The sequence below is a fragment of the Pseudoalteromonas sp. SWXJZ10B genome, from assembly GCF_015864475.1.
Taxonomy (GTDB): Bacteria; Pseudomonadota; Gammaproteobacteria; order Enterobacterales; family Alteromonadaceae; genus Pseudoalteromonas; species Pseudoalteromonas arctica.
In genome coordinates this window covers 52,177-70,713 of the sequence record NZ_JADYXD010000012.1, presented here as the reverse complement: position 1 = coordinate 70,713, position 18,537 = coordinate 52,177, and the positions used below count along the sequence as shown (strand labels likewise).

Here is an 18,537-nt window from a genome sequence, read left to right as displayed (position 1 = left end):
TTACTCGTCGCCCATAGCCGCTAATAAGTCAGCTTGATGTTCTTGCATTAATGGGTCAATAACGCAGCTTAAATCACCCGCTACCACTTCATTCAAACGATAAAGTGTTAAGTTAATACGGTGATCGGTAATACGACCTTGTGGGTAGTTATAAGTACGGATACGTTCAGAACGATCGCCACTACCTACTAAATCACGACGTTCAGATGCTTCTGCCGCATGGCGCTTTTCATCTTCAGCCTGTTGTAAACGTGCTGCAAGTACTGACATCGCTTTAGCACGGTTTTTATGCTGTGAACGTTGATCCTGACACTCAACCACAACACCGGTAGGTATATGTGTAAGTCGAATAGCAGAATCTGTTTTATTAACGTGCTGACCACCTGCGCCTGATGCACGAAATGTATCAACTTTTAAATCTGCGGTATTAATTTGTATCGCTTCTGCCTCTGGTACTTCCGCCATTACCGCAACAGTACACGCAGAGGTATGAACTCGCCCTTGTGACTCAGTTTCTGGCACACGTTGTACGCGGTGTACACCTGATTCAAACTTTAATTGACCGTAAACGCCTTCGCCACTAATATTTGCAATAACTTCTTTGTAACCACCGTGCTCACCTTCATTGGTGCTCACAACTTCTACTTTCCATTTTTTAGTTTCTGCATAGCGGCTGTACATACGGAATAAGTCGCCAGCAAAAATAGCCGCTTCATCACCGCCTGTTCCAGCGCGTACTTCAACAAACACGTTGTTATTATCTCGCGGATCTTTTGGCAACATTAATACTTGAATTTGATCTTCAATTGCCAAAATTTGTGCTTTAGCTTCTTTATATTCTTCTTGCGCCATTTCACGCATTTCAGGGTCAGAATCTTTAAGCATTTCTTCTGCACTGGCTAAATCATCTTGCGTTTCTTTGTAAGTTAAAAACGTTTTTACAATCTCTTCAAGCTCAGAGTATTCTTTTGAAAGCCCACGAAAACGATTTTGATCACTAATGACCGACGGGTCGCTTAGTAGCGCTTGTACTTCTTCGTAACGCTCTACTAAGGTTTCTAATTTATTATAAACAGACTCTTTCATTTAACGGTTATTCCTGATCAATACCTAACATTTTTTTCAACTGGTTTAGCTGCGCCACTTCACCTTTTTTCGCTGCGTCTTGTATTGCACGGGTAGGCGCGTGCATTAAGCGATTGGTTAATTTATTGGCGAGCTCTAATATAATTTTTTCTGCATCTTTACCTGTATTTAGCTGACTAACAGCACGCTCTACAAGTTCTGACTTAATTGTTTGTACATCATTTCGATAATGGCGGATTAAATCTACCGAATCGAGTGAGCGCATCCACATTGCAAATTCTTTGGTGCGTTCAGTAATAATTATTTGCGCTTGCTGTGCAGCTTGCTCACGCGCTGCCATATTCTCGCTTACAATGGTTTGTAAGTCATCAACGGAATATAAATAGGCAGCATCTAGCTCACCTACTTGGCTTTCTATGTCGCGCGGAACCGCAATATCTATAAATAGCATAGGCTTGTGACGGCGCTGCTTAAGCGCTTGCTCAACCACCCCTTTACCAATAATAGGTAAAGTACTGGCGGTAGAACTAATGACTATATCGGCTTCATGTAAACGTTCTGGTAACTGTGCAAGTGCGATAACATCTGCAGACACTTCATCAGCAAGGCTGCGAGCACGTTCAATTGTTCTATTAGCTACCGTTATTTTTTTAGGCTCATTTTGATATAAATGTTTAGCAACCAGTTCAATGGTTTCACCAGCACCAATCAATAACACATTGGTTTGATCAAGCTTGCCATAAATATGTTTTGCTAAATTAACAGCCGCAAATGCAACCGACACGGCACTTGCGCCTATATTTGTTTCAGTGCGAACTTGCTTCGCTACCGAAAAGGTTTTTTGAAACAACCTATCAAAAGTAACCCCTATTGCATCGTGGGTTTTAGCACTAAAAAACGATTGCTTTATTTGCCCTAAAATTTGCGGCTCGCCTAACACCAAAGAATCCAACCCACACGCTACGCGCATTAAGTGGTTAATGGCGTCATTACCTTCATGGCAGTATATATTGCTGCTCAGTTCATGTTCATCCAAACCATGGAAACTGGCAAGCCACGTTAACAGTGTTTGGGAATTTTGCTGAGCGAGGCTACAATAGATCTCGGTTCGATTACAGGTAGACACAATAACCGCTTCATTAAAGTCGGCATGGCCGCTTAATTGTTGCAACGCCTCTGAAATTTGCTCAGGCGAAAAGGCCACTTTTTCACGTAATTCTACGGATGCGGTTTTGTGATTTATACCTAGTGCTATTATGGTCATATTTGCCAAATATTGCTGAGCCCTACTTCAAAGGCGGTAATTTTACCAAAAATCAGCGGAATATGGAAAGTAAGGAACAACATTTGATTCGACAATATTTGATTTTATTCATGTTTTTTTTGTTTTTAGGTGGCTGTGCTCATCAAATTGATACAAAAACAACACTTTATGATGATTGGAAACCACGTTTAGCTGCTCAAAAAACTTGGCAGGTCGAGGGTAAACTCGCGTTTATTAGCCCACAAGAGCGTCAATCTGCAAACTTAAATTGGCAGCAAACAACAAATTCCAATAATTTAATACTGACTACCTTTATTGGTACGCGTATTTTGTCGCTTAAACAAACAGCAAACGGTGCTGAATTAGAATTTGACGGCGATGAGTACTTTGATACTAACGCTTCAGAGCTTTTAAAGCGCTTAACGGGTTTTACACTCCCTGTTGATAATGCCGATAATTGGCTTAAAGGGACTATTGATGACCAAAGTTTAGTTGTTGATGAGTTAGGCCGCGCAAAGCAAGTATTATGGTTTGATAATACAGGCAAAAAATGGCAAATAGATTACGGCACTTACGTACAAAACGCAGGTTACTGGTTACCAACTAAACTGACGCTAAAGCATCAACAAATAAAAATTAAGATTCAACTCTACGATTGGCAATTTAAATAAACATGAATAACAAAACCTCTTTTTCCCTTATTGCTCCGGCAAAACTCAATTTATTTTTACATATAAATGCTCGCCGAGAAGATGGCTATCATGAACTAGAAACCTTATTTACTTTTTTAAATTTTGGTGATGAATTGCATTTTGAGCTAACAACAGACGGTGGTATTTCTGTCGGGGGTGATACTAAAGACATACCCCTAAATGATAATCTCATCTATAAAGCGGCTTTATTATTACAAACACACTGTAAAACCTCTTTAGGTGTAAAAATAAATTTAATTAAACGCTTACCGATGGGCGGAGGTGTTGGAGGTGGTTCATCCGACGCCGCAAGTACTTTATTAGCGCTAAATAAATTATGGAAATTAGAACTAAATTTAGAAATTCTAGCCCAATTAGGACTTAAATTAGGGGCTGATGTTCCGGTGTTCATACAAGGGCAAAGCGCCATAGCGCATGGTATTGGTGAGAAATTACACCAGGTAAAACTTGAACAAAAATGGTACTGCGTTGTACACCCAAACCAACATGTAAGTACTGCAAAAATATTTACACATCCAGATTTAAAACGCGACACACCAAAAATAATAGGCGATTGGAAACACCATACTTTAACCAACGATTGTGAGCCTTTAGTTAAAAAGCTTTGCCCCGAGGTTGAAAAAACCCTCCAGTGGTTGCTAAAATACGCACCGTCGAAGATGACCGGAACAGGTTCATGTTGTTTTGTCGAATTTGCTAGTCAAGTTCAAGCACAAGATGTACTTGAAAATCTCCCCCATACTTGGCAGGGTTTTGTGGCTTCAAGCGCAAATGTCTCACCTGCTCATACGGAGTTAACCGCCATATTCGATCAATGAAGTAACGTACAAGTAATCATAAGTTAACTCGCAGTGGTATTTATCATTGCCCGTTAGTCCAAATATTCAGTGCCTGAGGAACCCTACCGTGCCTGACATGAAGCTCTTCGCTGGTAACGCAACACCTGAGTTAGCTCAAAAAGTTGCAAAACGTTTATATATTGAATTAGGCGATGCTGTTGTTGGCCGTTTTAGCGACGGTGAGATCAGTGTTCAAATAAATGAAAATGTTCGTGGCTCGGACGTTTTTATCTTGCAATCAACCTGTGCCCCTACAAACGATAACCTAATGGAACTTATCGTTATGGTTGATGCTCTACGTCGTGCATCTGCAGGTCGTATTACTGCCGTCATTCCTTATTTTGGTTATGCGCGCCAAGACCGTCGTGTACGTTCTGCCCGTGTTCCAATTACCGCTAAAGTTGTTGCCGATTTCTTATCAAGCGTTGGTGTTGACCGTGTTCTTACGGTTGATTTACACGCTGAACAAATCCAAGGCTTCTTTGATGTACCAGTAGACAACGTATTTGGCAGCCCTGTATTACTTGAAGATATGAAAGAACGCGACTTTGAAGACGTCGTTGTTGTATCTCCAGATATTGGTGGTGTTGTACGCGCACGTGCAATTGCAAAACTACTAAACGATACCGATTTAGCAATCATTGATAAACGTCGCCCTCAAGCAAACGTTTCTCAAGTAATGCACATTATTGGTGACGTTGAAGGTCGTGATTGTATTATCGTAGATGATATGATTGATACCGGTGGTACGTTATGTAAAGCCGCAGAAGCACTTAAAGAACATGGCGCTAAACGCGTATTTGCATACGCAACGCACCCTATTCTTTCAGGTAAAGCAGCAGAAAACTTACGTGACTCGATGATTGACGAAGTAATTGTAACTGACTCAATTCCGCTATCTGACGAGCTTAAAGCCCTTGATAAAATTAAGGTACTTACGCTTGCTGACATGTTAGCAGAGACTATTCGTCGTATTAGTAACGAAGAATCTATCTCAGCGATGTTTGAACACTAAAATTAAACATTCCTGAGTATAAAAGCGCCTTTTGGCGCTTTTTTTGTAAGCGATGTTTATTTTGTCTGGGCGTGGTGGTATGATAGCGCGCCTTTTGGCTAGGGACCTTGGTCGCAAAGGCCCTACACATTTTAATAACTGGAGACATCATGTCTAACAAAACTTATACATATAACGCTGAACTTCGCGTAGAAACTGGTACTGGTGCGAGCCGCCGCCTACGTCGCGAAGACAAAGTTCCTGCAATCCTTTACGGAGCTGACAAAGAAGCTTTATCTCTTACTTTTGCTCATAAAGATATGATCAAAGCACAAGAAGACGAAGGTTTTTACACGCATATCCTTACGCTTAACGTAGATGGCGAAGCTGTTGAAGTAATCTTAAAAGATATCCAACGTCACCCATTCAAGCCTAAGCTTACTCACCTTGATTTCCAACGTGTAGATGCTACTCATAAATTTCAAACTAAAGTTCCTCTTCACTTCATCGGTGAAGATATTGTAACTAAAGCTGGCGCAACTGTTGTTCACCAGTTAACTGAAGTTGAAATTACGTGTCTTCCAAAAGCACTTCCAGAATTCATTGAAGTAGATGTTTCTAAGTTTGTTGTTGGCGATTCTGTTCATATTTCTGACCTTACTTTCCCTAAAGGCGTTAGCTCTGTAGATTTAGGTAAAGGCGAAGGCCATGATCAGTCTATCCTGACTATCAAAGCAAACAAAGCAGCTCCAGTTGAAGACGACGCTGCAGCAGCAGAATAATTTTTAAGGTCTCGCAACCTTGAATTCTATTCAAATGCTTGTGGGCCTGGCTAATCCAGGCCCCGAATACGCAAACACACGCCACAATGCAGGTGCTTGGTTCATCGAGCAAATCGCTGCACGCTACAACTGCACCCTAAAATACGATCCTAAATATCACGGCCTTACAGGCAAAGTGATCATTCAAGGCCAAGAATTCAAATTATTGATCCCCACTACTTACATGAATTTAAGTGGTAAAGCGGTCGGTAGTTTAGCTAATTTTTTCAAAATCCCTGTCGAGGACATTTTAGTTGCCCATGACGAATTGGATTTAGACCCAGGCGTTGCCAAGTTAAAAAAAGGCGGCGGGCATGGCGGTCATAATGGTTTAAAAGACATTATTGCAAAAATGGCAAATCAAAAAGACTTTATGCGCTTGCGCATTGGTGTAGGTCATCCGGGGCATCGTGAAATGGTTACTGGTTGGGTGCTTGGAAAAGCGGTCAAAGCAGACCAAGAAAAAATGGATGCTGCTGTTGATGAAGCAGTTCGTTGCATGGAAATACTTGCAAAAGATGGTGTGTTAAAAGCACAAAACAGACTACATTCGTTTAAACCCTAGTAACTTGGGTCCAAGTACACCGTTTAAACGAATTCTAAACAAGGTATCTTACTATGGGTTTTAAATGTGGCATCGTTGGCTTGCCTAACGTTGGTAAATCAACGCTTTTCAATGCACTAACTAAAGCGGGTATTGAAGCCGCTAACTTTCCTTTTTGTACCATTGAGCCTAATACAGGTGTGGTACCTGTGCCAGATCCTCGTCTAGACGAACTTGCTAAAATAGTTAATCCTCAACGAGTTCTTACCACCAGTATGGAATTTGTAGACATTGCTGGCTTAGTAAAAGGCGCATCTAAAGGTGAAGGCCTTGGTAACCAGTTTTTAGCTAACATTCGTGAAACCGATGCAATTGGCCACGTAGTTCGCTGTTTTGAAGATGAAAACATCATCCACGTAGCAGGCACTATTGACCCTGCTGACGATATTGACGTAATCAACACTGAGTTAGTACTTGCTGATATGGATAGCGCTGAAAAAGCCCTTTTCCGTAATTCAAAAAAAGCAAAAGGTGGCGATAAAGACGCTAAAGAGCAAAATGCTGTACTTGAAAAAGTAAAAGTGCATCTTGACGAAGGCTTAACTTTACGTGGTCTAGCACTAACTAAAGAAGAAAAAGCAGCAATCAGCTCTATTAACTTCTTAACGATTAAACCAACAATGTATATTGCAAACGTTGCTGAAGATGGTTTTGAAAATAACCCATACCTTGACCGCGTACGCGCTATTGCCGCAGCTGAAGATGCGATTGTTGTTCCTGTATGTGCCGCTATCGAGTCTGAGCTTTCAGAACTAGATGACGAAGACAAGCTAGAGTTTATGGCTGATCTTGGTCTAGAAGAGCCAGGTCTTAACCTTGTTATTCGTGGTGGTTATGAATTACTACAATTACAAACTTATTTCACAGCTGGCGTAAAAGAAGTACGCGCATGGACAATCCCTGTAGGTGCAACAGCACCACAAGCAGCGGGTAAAATCCATACCGACTTCGAGCGTGGCTTTATCCGTGCGCAAACTATTGCTTTTGACGACTTTGTTGCCTTTAAAGGTGAGAGTGGCGCAAAAGAAGCAGGTAAGATGCGTCAAGAAGGTAAAGAGTACATTGTTAAAGATGGCGATGTAATGAACTTCTTGTTCAACGTATAAGTACAAATTAAACCAATTTCACTTGGTAATAATTTTTAAAGGCTCGTTTTTACGAGCCTTTTTTGTATTTAAGCATTATAAAAATAATAATTAGCCTCAACTAGTCTATCTTTGTAATATCGCTTAATTAAAGAAGTACAGGGTTAATTAAGATTCCGCGCCTTAAAGGCAGCTAAAAAAACAGCATTTTTATTAAATTTTAGCCTGTTAGCTTAATTTTCCTGCAAACAAACACAGTTAAGTGTTTTTTTGCAAAAAAGGTGTTGACGAATTTGGGTCATATCAGCATAATACGCCCCGCACTCAGCGATGAAGTGCTAACAAAAAAAGATGGCTAAGTAGCTCAGCTGGTTAGAGCACATCACTCATAATGATGGGGTCACAGGTTCAAATCCCGTCTTAGCCACCATTATTTTTTTGTTGCTCAATGAAGAGTTTAAAATAACTACCTGTACTTTATTGTACAAATGATGCGGGAGTGGCGGAATTGGTAGACGCGCTGGATTTAGGTTCCAGTATCTTAGGATGTGAGAGTTCAAGTCTCTCTTTCCGCACCATAATTCTTGATAAGAATTAAAACTATCANAATTCTTTGGTGGGATATCGCCAAGCGGTAAGGCACCAGGTTTTGATCCTGGCATTCCCAGGTTCAAATCCTGGTATCCCAGCCAACTTCTTCTACCAAGGAAAGTTGGATAAAAGAATTGCTCTAGCTTAGAGTTTAAATTAGCAACTTAGTGATGCGGGAGTGGCGGAATTGGTAGACGCGCTGGATTTAGGTTCCAGTAACTTAGGTTGTGAGAGTTCAAGTCTCTCCTTCCGCACCATGTTCTTATAAGAACTAAAACTATAAATTCTTTGTTGGGATATCGCCAAGCGGTAAGGCACCAGGTTTTGATCCTGGCATTCCCAGGTTCAAATCCTGGTATCCCAGCCAATTTGATTCCCCTGTCTAAAACTTCTCAATACTCATTAAATTCAACTTACTTTTTCTGCACTTAAATAAACATTTATAAATTCATCTATATTTATTGGTTTGCTATATAAATACCCTTGTAAATAATCACAGTTAAGACTCAACAACGCCTGTTCTACCTCTTTAGTTTCTATTCCTTCAGCAACTACATCGCAATTTAATCGACTCGCTAAAAACAATGTAGATTCTACAATGGCGTAATCAGGTGAGTTAGTAAGCATATCTTTGACAAACGACTGATCAATTTTTATTTGATTAATTGGCAGCTCTCTTAATAACGACAGTGACGAAAAGCCAGTACCAAAGTCATCAACACTAAATTTAAACCCGCGCATACTCAACTGTTGCATCATTTTTCTAGCAGCCGGTATATTTGTCATCATTGCACCTTCTGTAATTTCAAAAATTAACGAGTCGCTTAATGTAGGGTCGGTTGCGAGTAAACTAATTATAAAATCGTAAAACTCGCTGCTTTCAATATCTTTCGTTGATAAATTGACATGTATAGTACCGGTGAAACCAAATAGCTTGAGCTTTCTAATATGATTAACGGCTTCTTGTACAACCCATTTCGATAAAGGAAAAATAAGCCCTGTACGCTCAGCTACGGTTATAAACTTTTCTGGACTAATAAAGCTACCATCATCTTGCGGCCATCGGATAAGCGCTTCTAGGCCATGTAATTGCAGATCTTTAGAGTCCATTATGGGTTGTAAATAAAGCTCAAACTCATCTTTATGTAATGCCACTTTAATTTTGGCTGATAAATCAAAAAAGTCCTCAGCTCGTTTACCTATTGCAGATGAGTAATTTACCAAAGGTTGAAATGTTTTTTTAGCTTCATGCAGTGCCAAGTCAGCTTTTTTTAATAGCTGATCGGGCAATCGGCTATCATCAGGAAAACGGCTTACGCCTATACTTAATTGTATTTTAACCATTTGCTCATTCGTACAAAACGGACTTTTGACGGCTGAGTTTATAATGTTTACACAATAATTCATGCTTTCATCTGTATCGGTATGCAATAAAAAAGCAAACTCATCGCCACCTATTCGATATAACTTAGCAATGCCGCATAATTCTTTATTTAGTTTATTGGCAAATGCAGCCAAGAGTTGGTCACCACACTGATGCCCAAACGCATCATTAATTTGTTTAAAGTTATTTAAGTCGATATAAAATAGTGAAAATGGGGAAGGATATTCAACTTGTTTACTTAAAGATTTAAAAAATTTATCGCGGTTAGGTAGAGTTGTTAAGTTATCGTGCTCAGTTTGATATTTTTGATACTGCGTTGCTTGCTCTATTTTAAGAATACTTTTTAAGCTCAGTTTAATAACTAAAAAAACAAACCCACCACCGCCAAGTAACAACATAGCCACCATATTCATAACGACGGGTGCAATGTCGTGGTTTGAAAAATAATAGAGTATCCACCAATACCCTATAATAAAAAAAATAATAGCGCATAGCAGTACACTCCATGCTCTTTGCGATGTTTTTTTGCAAACTTTAACGGTTGTTTTTAAGCTAGCAACAAGCAGTAGCGCACCTAAAATAATTATTACTGTAAAAAAATTATCCACACACAGGCTCTTTAAAGTTATTAAATTGCGATTTAGTGATGTAACACCAGTTAAATTAAAACCGTGTTCAATATAGCCGAGTCACTATTTGCTGACTTAAAAACAGACATAAAAAAAGGCTCATAAATGAGCCTTTCTAATATCTACTTTAAATTTAGCCTAAATCACCACTAATTGCGTATTTTAAAACCCAGTTTTTTATTGGCCCCGTATTATTAGCCATTTTTAAAAACTGGCTGCGTGCCCATTTAAGTGGCGTAATTTGATTAGAAAACCCAAAGTAACACGCGTCCATCATGCTCATCATTAATAAATTAGCCCTGCGGCGAGCTCGCTCGTATTCTTTAAGTTTTAGTGGGCAACCTATATCTCCTGCTTCGTTTAAAACCTCAGCAAGTGCCACTACGTCCTGAAAACCTAAATTAACGCCCTGCCCTGCAAGTGGGTTAATTGTATGTGCAGCGTCGCCCACTAAAACCAAGCGCCCTTGCGAATAATTATTAGCGTGTTGGCGAGTAAGCGGAAATACTGCATGGGTTTGTACTTCAAAGTCTCCAGCAAGTTCTGGGAATTTATTCAGTATGTGCGTTTTTAACTGAGTTGGGCTTAGCCCTTTAAATGCTTGCAATGTATTTGCATCGTCGTACCAAATTAAATTAGCGTACGGTGCCTGCATTGGTAAAAATGCTAACGGCCCACTTGGTGTAAACTGTTGCCATGTTTTAATTTGTTGCGGTGCATCGAGTTTAATTAATACCCCCATGCAATGCTGTTGGTACTGCCAACCCGTAATACCAATATTAGCTTTAGCACGCAGCTGCGATTGCCCACCATCGGCGGCAATTACTAAATCAGCTGTATAGGTTTGATCACCATACACAAGCGTAATTAAATCATCCGTTTGCTCTATTTTAGTTACCGGCAATGATTGCTCAATAACCTCAATCTTATAATGCCCAAATTGCTGCCACAAACTTGCTTGAATTAAACTATTTTCAATCAAGTGGCCTAAATGTGTCGTGTTTATGTCGGCGCAATCAAATAATAAATTGTCACCACCGCGCTCAAAAGCCTCTAATTGTTGATAAGGTGCTATGCGGTTTTGCCTTAAAAGAGGCATTGCCCCTAATTCATCAAGTAAATTTTCTGAAAAACGATTAATAGCAGACACTCTAATATCCACCTTATCGCTACTAAGAATGTGCGATGGGTCTATTAGGTGTTTTTCAATTATGCGCACGCCAAAGCCTTGCTGAGCCAGCTTTATCGCCATAGCCGCGCCAACCATGCCCCCCCCAACCACTATCACATTATTTTTGGTCATGTTTTTCATCATTTTATTATTACTTGAGTCTGTTTTGATTGTATCAAAATTAATTTGTTTTATACCAGAGGATATCCCTAACAGCACATTAAACTCGCCCTGTATTGATTTGAGATCACAAACATGAAAACTATACTTGGATCTGGGCGGGTATCCAGCTAAAATACGCCTCCTTTAAGTGAGCATGCTTGCTCCTTAATCCTGTTTCTAGCACATTTTTGTGCCACTATCGAATTGAACACGAGGCAATATTTCAATGAGCAAAAAGCTGCATATTAAAACCTGGGGTTGTCAGATGAACGAATACGACTCTCAGAAAATGGCTGAACTTTTAGATGCCACCAACGGCTACCAGCTAACTGATGATGCAACAGATGCCGACGTAATCTTACTTAACACCTGTTCAATTCGTGAAAAAGCACAAGAAAAAGTATTTCACCAGTTAGGTCGTTGGAAATTGTTAAAAGACGACAAGCCAGACTTAATAATTGGTGTAGGTGGTTGTGTTGCCTCACAAGAAGGTGACTCTATTCGCCAACGCGCACCATTTGTAGATGTTATTTTTGGCCCGCAAACATTGCATCGTTTACCAGAAATGATTAAACAAGTGCAAGGCAACAAAGGCTCATCGGTTGTTGATATTTCATTCCCAGAGATTGAAAAGTTTGACCGCCTGCCAGAGCCAAAAGCGGATGGCCCATCTGCGTTTGTATCAATTATGGAAGGCTGTTCTAAATACTGTACTTTTTGTGTTGTACCGTATACTCGCGGCGAAGAAGTTAGCCGCCCAGTAGATGACGTACTACTTGAAATTGCACAGCTTGCTGAGCAAAACGTACGTGAAGTAAACCTACTAGGCCAAAACGTAAACGCATACCGCGGCGACACACACGATGGCGAAATATGTTATTTCTCAGATTTAATTCGTCTTATTGCCGCTATTGATGGTATTGACCGTATTCGTTACACCACATCGCACCCGGTAGAATTTACGCCTGATATAATCGACGTTTACGCTGATGTACCAGAGCTTGTAGATCACTTACACCTACCAGTACAAAGTGGTTCAGACCGTATATTAAACCTAATGAAACGTGGCCATACGGCAATTGAATACAAATCGACAATTCGTAAGTTACGCAAAATTCGTCCTAACTTAAGCATGTCGTCAGATTTCATTATTGGTTTCCCAGGCGAAAGTAAAGAAGACTTTGAAGCGACCATGAAGCTTATTAGCGACATTGGTTTTGATATGAGCTTTAGCTTTATTTACAGTGCACGCCCAGGTACGCCAGCGGCAGATTTGCCAGATGACGTAACAGAGCAAGAGAAAAAAGAACGCTTATACTTACTACAAAACCGTATTACACAAATGGCGCAGCAAATTAGCCGTCAAATGTTCGATACAGAGCAACGTATACTTGTTGAAGGTCCTTCTAAAAAGAACCCAATGGAATTACGTGGCCGTACCGAAAATAACCGTGTAGTAAATTTTGTTGGCCCGCACACAGTGATCGGACAGTTTGTTGACGTACGTATTACCGAAGCACTACCTAATTCTTTACGTGGTGACTTAATTCGTACAGAATCAGAAATGAACTTACGACGTGAAATCGCTCCTTCAGCTATTTTAACTAAAGCTGCAGCTGCAGAGCCAAAACCAGACACTGTTAACGAAATTGGCGTAGCTACTTTCGTTCCTTAGTCACACTATTAGCGCCAGTTAACGCTGGCGCAGTACTATAGGAAGCAATTTTGAGTAATCAGTTAAAAACATTAGAGATTTATTTAGAACCTGCCGATAACAAACGCCTTTCTTCTTTATGTGGCCCGTTTGACGAAAACATCAAACAAATTGAACGCCACCTGGCTGTTGAAATAATTCACCGTGACAACTTTTTTAAAGTAACCGGTAAACTACACAACTGCGCCGGCGCTGTAGAAATCTTAAAAAACCTTTATGTTGATACTCAGCCAGTGCGTGGTGTGTTAGGCGAAATAGAACCCGACGCCGTTCATTTAGCTATTACCGAATCAAAAGCCCTAGAGCAAGACGCATCAAGCAGCGCTTATGGCAAAGATATGGTGATTAAAACGCGCCGTGGTGTAATTAAACCACGTAACGATAACCAAGGTGTTTATGTGGCTAATATTTTACACCACGACATTACCTTTGGTATTGGCCCTGCTGGTACTGGTAAAACCTACCTTGCTGTTGCTGCCGCCGTTGACGCCCTTGAGCGCCAAGAAATACGCCGTATATTACTAACGCGCCCTGCTGTAGAAGCCGGCGAAAAGCTTGGTTTTTTACCTGGCGATTTAAGTCAAAAAATAGACCCATACCTGCGTCCTCTTTACGACGCGCTTTTTGAAATGCTAGGTTTTGAAAAAGTAGAAAAGCTCATCGAAAAAAATATCATTGAAGTCGCCCCGCTTGCTTACATGCGCGGACGTACTTTAAACGATGCCTTTATTATTTTAGATGAAAGCCAAAATACCACCGCCGAGCAAATGAAAATGTTTTTAACCCGCATAGGATTTAACTCAAAAGCGGTTATTACAGGTGATATTACACAGGTTGATTTACCACGTGGTACACGTTCAGGCCTTCGCCATGCAATGGAAGTACTTGATGGCGTAAACGAAATTAGCTTTAACTACTTTAAAGCCCAAGACGTAGTACGCCACCCTGTTGTAGCACGCATTGTTGAAGCCTACGAGCGTAATGATGAAAGCGAGCGACTAAAGCGCATTGAAAAGCAAAATGCAAAAGACGCACTTGCTGCTCTTCAACAGCCTACTACTAAAGAGTAATACTTTGACAACCGAACTTGATTTACAAATAGCGTGTGAGTTTGACAACCTCCCAAGCGAAGAGCAATTTGCACTGTGGGCCGACAAAGCCCTTAGCCAATATCGTGATGAGTCAGAGCTCAGTATTGTTATTAGCGACGAAGCGCAATCGCAACAGCTTAATAACGACTATCGTGGTAAAAATAAACCGACCAACGTACTGTCGTTCGAATTTGAAGCACCACCAGGAATAGATATTCCCTTGGTTGGTGATTTAATTATTTGCCCAGCCATTGTATTAGCTGAAGCAATTGAGCAAGAGAAGTCATTTCATGACCACTTTGCCCACATGGTTATTCACGGATGCTTGCATTTGCTTGGATTTGACCATATAAAGAGTGACGATGCTTTAGAGATGGAAAGCATAGAAAAGCAATTACTTGCAGAGCTGAACATAGCAGACCCATACCGGGACGATATTTAAATTAACGGAGCAATTAGACGCAATGAGCGACGGTAACTCGCAATCTAGCCAGGGTTCTTCTGGCAAAACGTGGTTGGGCAGAATAGCTCAAATGTTGCAAGGGGAACCCCAGAATAGAGAAGAGCTGGTCGAAGTTATTGCCGATGCGCAAGAACGAGACGTAATCGATCCAGAAACAAAAGAGATGATAGAAGGTGTGCTTGGCGTGTCAGAGCTTAAAGTGCGAGACATAATGGTTCCGCGCTCACAAATGATCACTCTTGAGATCGACAAGCCGCTTGAAGAGCTAATTCCAATGATGGTTGACTCAACTCACTCACGCTTTCCGGTGGTGATTGAAGATAAAGATCATGTAGAAGGTTTTTTGCTCGCTAAAGATTTATTACCACTGATCTTAAATAAAGACGAGCACTTACCATCAATACGCGATTATTTACGCCCAGCAATGGTAGTACCTGAAAGCAAACGTGTTGATACACTGCTAAACGAATTTCGTCAGCAACGCTACCATATGGCTGTTGTTATTGACGAATACGGCGGCGTATCGGGCTTAGTAACGATTGAAGATATTCTTGAAATAATTGTTGGCGAAATCGAAGATGAGCACGACGAAGAAGAAGAACATCAAGATATTCGTCGACTTGCTAAACATGTTCACGTAGTGCAAGCACTCACACCTGTAGATGACTTTAACGAGCATTTTAAAACAGGTTACAGCACAGACGAAGCCGATACTATTGGTGGAACTGTACTGCACGCATTTGGCCACATGCCAAGCCGTGGTGAAACGATTGACATAGAAGGTTACCAATTTAAAGTAACCAACGCCGACAATCGTCGTATTTTGCAACTGCAAGTCACCGTTCCTAAGGATGATGATAACGACAGTGAAGAAACTGCTAACTAGACTTACCCTATTAGCAAAAGATAAAAAAGCATGGCTCGCACTGGTTGCGGGCCTTGTTTTAACTTTTGGCTATGCCCCCTTTAAAATTTGGCCCATTGTATTTATTAGCCTTGGAGCCATAATTTTTTGCATTAACCCTAATAATACCGGTAAAGCACACGCAAAAACCGCTGCTAAATATGGCTTTATATTTGGTCTAGGTTGGTTTGGTGCAGGTATAAGCTGGGTCCATGTTTCTATTGCCACCTTTGGCGGAATGCCGCTTATAGCGTCGCTCTCGTTAATGGCATTTTTGTGCGCCTACTTAGCGTTATTTCCAGCCCTTGCCTTTTGGGCAACCACACGCTTTGCCACTGGCCCTAAAAGCTTTGGTGCATTACTCATTGCTTGCTTTGCAATTAGTGAGTATTTACGCGGAACAGTACTTACTGGTTTTCCGTGGTTAAGTTTTGGCTACACACAAACCGACGGACCACTCAGGCTGCTTGCCCCTTATATTGGCGAGTTTGGCTTAACTCTCGTATGCATCGCAATTGGTTTTGCACTTTATCGCTTAACCCAAAAAGATTTTAAAACCCCGGCGGTTACTGCGACAGCTGTTGCGCTCATTTTTACAGGCGCAAGTACCACAGGCAGTATTCATTACACAGATAAAAACATGTCGGTATTACTCGTTCAAGGGAACATACAACAACACCTGCGCTTTGAGCCAAGTGAGTTTTGGACCACCATGAGTAAATACCAAGACATGACGCGCCCTCATTGGGATGCCGACTTAATAGTATGGCCAGAAGCCGCCGTGCCCGAAATAGAAATGCTTGCTGATTCCTACCTAGCCAATTTAGACAGTGCAGCCTCGTTTAATAAAACCGCCCTTGTAACCGGTATTGTTGACTATCAACGCGACACTAAAAACATATTTAACACACTTATTGTGGTCGGTAATAAAGAACGCGGCGACGAGCACGGGCATTACCATTACCTAGATAAAAACCGCTATCAAAAACACCAGCTACTACCTATTGGCGAATTTGTACCGTTTCAAGACTTTTTGCGCCCTATTGCCCCGTTATTCGATTTACCTATGTCGTCGTTTACGCGTGGCGACAGGGTGCAAAACAACTTACGCGCCAATGGCTTTAACTTACTACCCGCTATTTGCTACGAAATAGTATTTGCCGATTTAGTACGCGGTAATTACAAAAGCGATTCCGACCTACTATTTACTGTAAGTAACGATGCCTGGTTTGGCGACTCCATTGGGCCTTTGCAACATATGCAAATAGCCCGTATGCGCGCGCTCGAACTACAACGCCCTCTAGTGCGTGTTACTAACAATGGTGTAAGCGCCGTATACGACCCTATAAGCCACACACAACAAACCATGCCTCAGTTTGAAGCTACTACATTAAAAGCCGATATTAAGCTTATAAAAGGCGACAGCGTGTACAGCCAATACGGAAACATGTTTGTGTGGGGATTTGTGTTGTTGTTGGGAGTTATAGGTATTGCTAGAAGACGTAAGCCGTAAGCCGTAAGCCAGTTTATTCGTAGGTTGGGTTGAGTGCCACGAAACCCAACAAGTTAATGGATAATAATCATCGTTTTCAAGGATGGAAGAAGTGCCGTATTTTAAATCAATTGCTCAAAACTCTAATACCATTTCACTGCTGATGTGCTGTGCGCTGATGTTGGTGTTTATTGCTGCATTTTTCCCAAGTGCCTTAATTGTGGATAATGAACTTGGACTTAAACCTGAGCATATTCTTTCAGCAATTATTAGCGTGTTAATGTTTTTAACGTCTGTGATTTCGATATTGATTGCGAATAAATCTTACTTAATTTCAAAACAAGCAAATGACTTAAGTGAAAAAGTCTTTCAATCGCAAGCTGAGCAACTTCAATCTCAAGAGTTTTATCAGTTATATGAAAGGTTTGAAAAAAGAATAAAAAAAATTGAAGAAGAAATGAAGGTCAACATTTACACTGAAGGATTAATACTTGAGTATTTATCAGGGGGAAATATCAACCAAGTAATCAGGAAGTTGAAGAAATAAAATCGCATAATCAAATACTTCAAGTCTTTTATAAAGACATAATTCAAAGAGGCCATGATGTTAGAAATAAAACTAAAGGAAAGCAATTAACAGAAAGCTGGATAAACCAAACCTTTGTTGATCTCTCTATATTGGGGCCTAAAGATCCTGTATTTGACTCATTCCTAAAAATCCCTGAAGAAGACTTAATATCTATTCAAGGTGGAGCAAGAATCTGTACTAAAAAAGATAACCCCCTATATTATGCTAAGGTACATCGACAGATAATTGCATCATTACTAATTACAATGAATCGCGAGGATCTAGTCTCGCAAAGCGAGGGTTTTCGTATTTCTAATGAATTTTTAAGTGATATTAGCAAGCTGATTTGGAAAAATAATAACGCATAAGTTAAGCGCACGAAATATCCAATGCGATTTCCATCCATCCTTGCGACATTTATTTACTACGTTTCATCAGCTTTTTATATATCGCATCTTTACCGCGCTTGCCAATTGCAAGTACATAGACCACAATTTCGTCTTCAATAACTTCGTAAGCTAGGCGATACCCTGCCGTGCGCAATTTTATTTTGTAAACATTATCAAAGCCTCGCAACTTGGATGCAGGCACATGTGGGTTGTCTAAGCGTTCAATGAGCTTCTTTTTAAACTGACTTTTAAGTGGGGCCGCTAGCTTCCCCCATTCCTTTAACGCCGCAGGCAAAAACTTTAACTTATAAGTCATCTATACTGACTTCAACCGCTTGAGATAAATCGCCTCTGCGGCTCTCAACAACTTTAGTTAGTTCATAATCATCCAGTTGTTCCATAATTAGCTCATACATTGGTGCCGGTACTAAGTAAGCTGCGGGCTTGTTATGATTTAATATGGCTATTGCAGCGCCATCTGCTTCATTTAAAAGCGCTGTTGGATTTTTTTTAAGTTCTGAAATACTTGCCGAACAATCAGCTAAAACTTGTCTCATAAAACACCTAAAAAGA

The 18,537-nt window shown here is 40.6% G+C and carries 18 protein-coding genes and 5 tRNA genes; 17 read left to right on the top strand and 6 right to left on the bottom strand.

The genetic code is table 11. The features are described from left to right. On the bottom strand, nucleotides 1-1,086 hold the full coding sequence (gene prfA, locus I6F54_RS12440; RefSeq protein ID WP_024593863.1) for a peptide chain release factor 1: 1,086 nt from the start codon (nucleotides 1,084-1,086) through the stop codon (nucleotides 1-3). Nucleotides 1,087-1,093: 7 nt separating this feature from the next. Next, on the bottom strand, nucleotides 1,094-2,350 hold the full coding sequence (gene hemA / locus I6F54_RS12435; RefSeq protein ID WP_010554718.1) for a glutamyl-tRNA reductase: 1,257 nt from the start codon (nucleotides 2,348-2,350) through the stop codon (nucleotides 1,094-1,096). 83 nt (nucleotides 2,351-2,433) lie between these two features. Here hemA and lolB point away from each other — a divergent pair, with 83 nt between their 5' ends. The 11 genes from lolB (at nucleotide 2,434) to I6F54_RS12380 (ending at nucleotide 8,364) form a co-directional block, all read left to right on the top strand. Beyond that, entirely contained in the window at nucleotides 2,434-3,021 is a 588-nt protein-coding gene (gene lolB, locus I6F54_RS12430) for a lipoprotein insertase outer membrane protein LolB (protein WP_197141581.1), read from the top strand. 2 nt (nucleotides 3,022-3,023) lie between these two features. Next, nucleotides 3,024-3,881 carry a 4-(cytidine 5'-diphospho)-2-C-methyl-D-erythritol kinase gene (gene ispE / locus I6F54_RS12425; protein WP_010554716.1) on the top strand — a complete coding sequence of 286 codons (858 nt, stop codon included), beginning with the start codon at nucleotides 3,024-3,026 and terminating at the stop codon, nucleotides 3,879-3,881. A gap of 88 nt (nucleotides 3,882-3,969) precedes the next feature. Further along, the gene (locus I6F54_RS12420; RefSeq protein ID WP_007583957.1) at nucleotides 3,970-4,917 is read left to right on the top strand and encodes a ribose-phosphate pyrophosphokinase; all 948 of its coding nucleotides are present in this window, start codon (nucleotides 3,970-3,972) and stop codon (nucleotides 4,915-4,917) included. Nucleotides 4,918-5,066: 149 nt separating this feature from the next. Next, nucleotides 5,067-5,678: a 50S ribosomal protein L25/general stress protein Ctc gene (locus I6F54_RS12415; RefSeq protein ID WP_008171830.1), complete on the top strand. Its 612-nt coding sequence runs from the start codon at nucleotides 5,067-5,069 to the stop codon at nucleotides 5,676-5,678. Between the two features lie 19 nt (nucleotides 5,679-5,697). Beyond that, the gene (pth, locus tag I6F54_RS12410; RefSeq protein WP_165740491.1) at nucleotides 5,698-6,282 is read left to right on the top strand and encodes an aminoacyl-tRNA hydrolase; all 585 of its coding nucleotides are present in this window, start codon (nucleotides 5,698-5,700) and stop codon (nucleotides 6,280-6,282) included. 53 nt (nucleotides 6,283-6,335) lie between these two features. After that, on the top strand, nucleotides 6,336-7,427 hold the full coding sequence (gene ychF, locus I6F54_RS12405) for a redox-regulated ATPase YchF (RefSeq protein ID WP_007583951.1): 1,092 nt from the start codon (nucleotides 6,336-6,338) through the stop codon (nucleotides 7,425-7,427). A gap of 332 nt (nucleotides 7,428-7,759) precedes the next feature. Beyond that, nucleotides 7,760-7,836 (top strand) — tRNA-Met (locus tag I6F54_RS12400). Nucleotides 7,837-7,899: 63 nt separating this feature from the next. Continuing rightward, nucleotides 7,900-7,984 (top strand) — tRNA-Leu (locus tag I6F54_RS12395). 39 nt (nucleotides 7,985-8,023) lie between these two features. Further along, a tRNA-Gln gene (locus tag I6F54_RS12390) sits at nucleotides 8,024-8,098 on the top strand. 71 nt (nucleotides 8,099-8,169) lie between these two features. Further along, nucleotides 8,170-8,254: transfer RNA gene (locus tag I6F54_RS12385), tRNA-Leu, on the top strand. A 35-nt stretch (nucleotides 8,255-8,289) separates the two neighbouring features. Then, nucleotides 8,290-8,364 (top strand) — tRNA-Gln (locus I6F54_RS12380). A 41-nt stretch (nucleotides 8,365-8,405) separates the two neighbouring features. Here the strand turns inward: I6F54_RS12380 and I6F54_RS12375 are convergent. Further along, a complete protein-coding gene (locus tag I6F54_RS12375) occupies nucleotides 8,406-9,989 on the bottom strand; it encodes a putative bifunctional diguanylate cyclase/phosphodiesterase (protein ID WP_007585601.1) in 1,584 nt (527 codons plus the stop codon). Between the two features lie 154 nt (nucleotides 9,990-10,143). After that, nucleotides 10,144-11,400, bottom strand: coding sequence for an FAD-dependent monooxygenase (locus I6F54_RS12370; protein WP_101216149.1), 1,257 nt, complete (start codon nucleotides 11,398-11,400; stop codon nucleotides 10,144-10,146). Between the two features lie 169 nt (nucleotides 11,401-11,569). Between I6F54_RS12370 and miaB the strand changes: the two genes are divergently transcribed. The 6 genes from miaB (at nucleotide 11,570) to I6F54_RS12340 (ending at nucleotide 17,554) form a co-directional block, all read left to right on the top strand. Beyond that, a complete protein-coding gene (miaB, locus tag I6F54_RS12365) occupies nucleotides 11,570-13,018 on the top strand; it encodes a tRNA (N6-isopentenyl adenosine(37)-C2)-methylthiotransferase MiaB (protein WP_010554713.1) in 1,449 nt (482 codons plus the stop codon). A 50-nt stretch (nucleotides 13,019-13,068) separates the two neighbouring features. After that, nucleotides 13,069-14,127 (top strand): PhoH family protein, encoded by a 1,059-nt coding sequence (locus I6F54_RS12360; RefSeq protein ID WP_165728903.1) that lies wholly within the window; start codon nucleotides 13,069-13,071, stop codon nucleotides 14,125-14,127. Between the two features lie 4 nt (nucleotides 14,128-14,131). Further along, nucleotides 14,132-14,590: an rRNA maturation RNase YbeY gene (gene ybeY, locus I6F54_RS12355; protein ID WP_002958542.1), complete on the top strand. Its 459-nt coding sequence runs from the start codon at nucleotides 14,132-14,134 to the stop codon at nucleotides 14,588-14,590. A gap of 22 nt (nucleotides 14,591-14,612) precedes the next feature. After that, nucleotides 14,613-15,497, top strand: coding sequence for a CNNM family magnesium/cobalt transport protein CorC (gene corC / locus I6F54_RS12350; RefSeq protein ID WP_165728904.1), 885 nt, complete (start codon nucleotides 14,613-14,615; stop codon nucleotides 15,495-15,497). Further along, entirely contained in the window at nucleotides 15,478-17,028 is a 1,551-nt protein-coding gene (gene lnt, locus I6F54_RS12345; RefSeq protein WP_197141579.1) for an apolipoprotein N-acyltransferase, read from the top strand. The genes corC and lnt overlap by 20 nt, the downstream gene beginning before the upstream one ends. 82 nt (nucleotides 17,029-17,110) lie before the next feature. Then, on the top strand, nucleotides 17,111-17,554 hold the full coding sequence (locus I6F54_RS12340; protein WP_231617026.1) for a hypothetical protein: 444 nt from the start codon (nucleotides 17,111-17,113) through the stop codon (nucleotides 17,552-17,554). Nucleotides 17,555-17,992: 438 nt separating this feature from the next. On the opposite strand, the gene I6F54_RS12335 is transcribed toward I6F54_RS12340, so the two are convergent. Both I6F54_RS12335 and I6F54_RS12330 read right to left on the bottom strand, forming a co-directional pair. Further along, nucleotides 17,993-18,280 carry a type II toxin-antitoxin system RelE family toxin gene (locus I6F54_RS12335; RefSeq protein WP_197141575.1) on the bottom strand — a complete coding sequence of 96 codons (288 nt, stop codon included), beginning with the start codon at nucleotides 18,278-18,280 and terminating at the stop codon, nucleotides 17,993-17,995. After that, nucleotides 18,270-18,521: a type II toxin-antitoxin system Phd/YefM family antitoxin gene (locus I6F54_RS12330; protein ID WP_033029102.1), complete on the bottom strand. Its 252-nt coding sequence runs from the start codon at nucleotides 18,519-18,521 to the stop codon at nucleotides 18,270-18,272. The genes I6F54_RS12335 and I6F54_RS12330 overlap by 11 nt, the downstream gene beginning before the upstream one ends. Nucleotides 18,522-18,537: the final 16 nt, after the last annotated feature.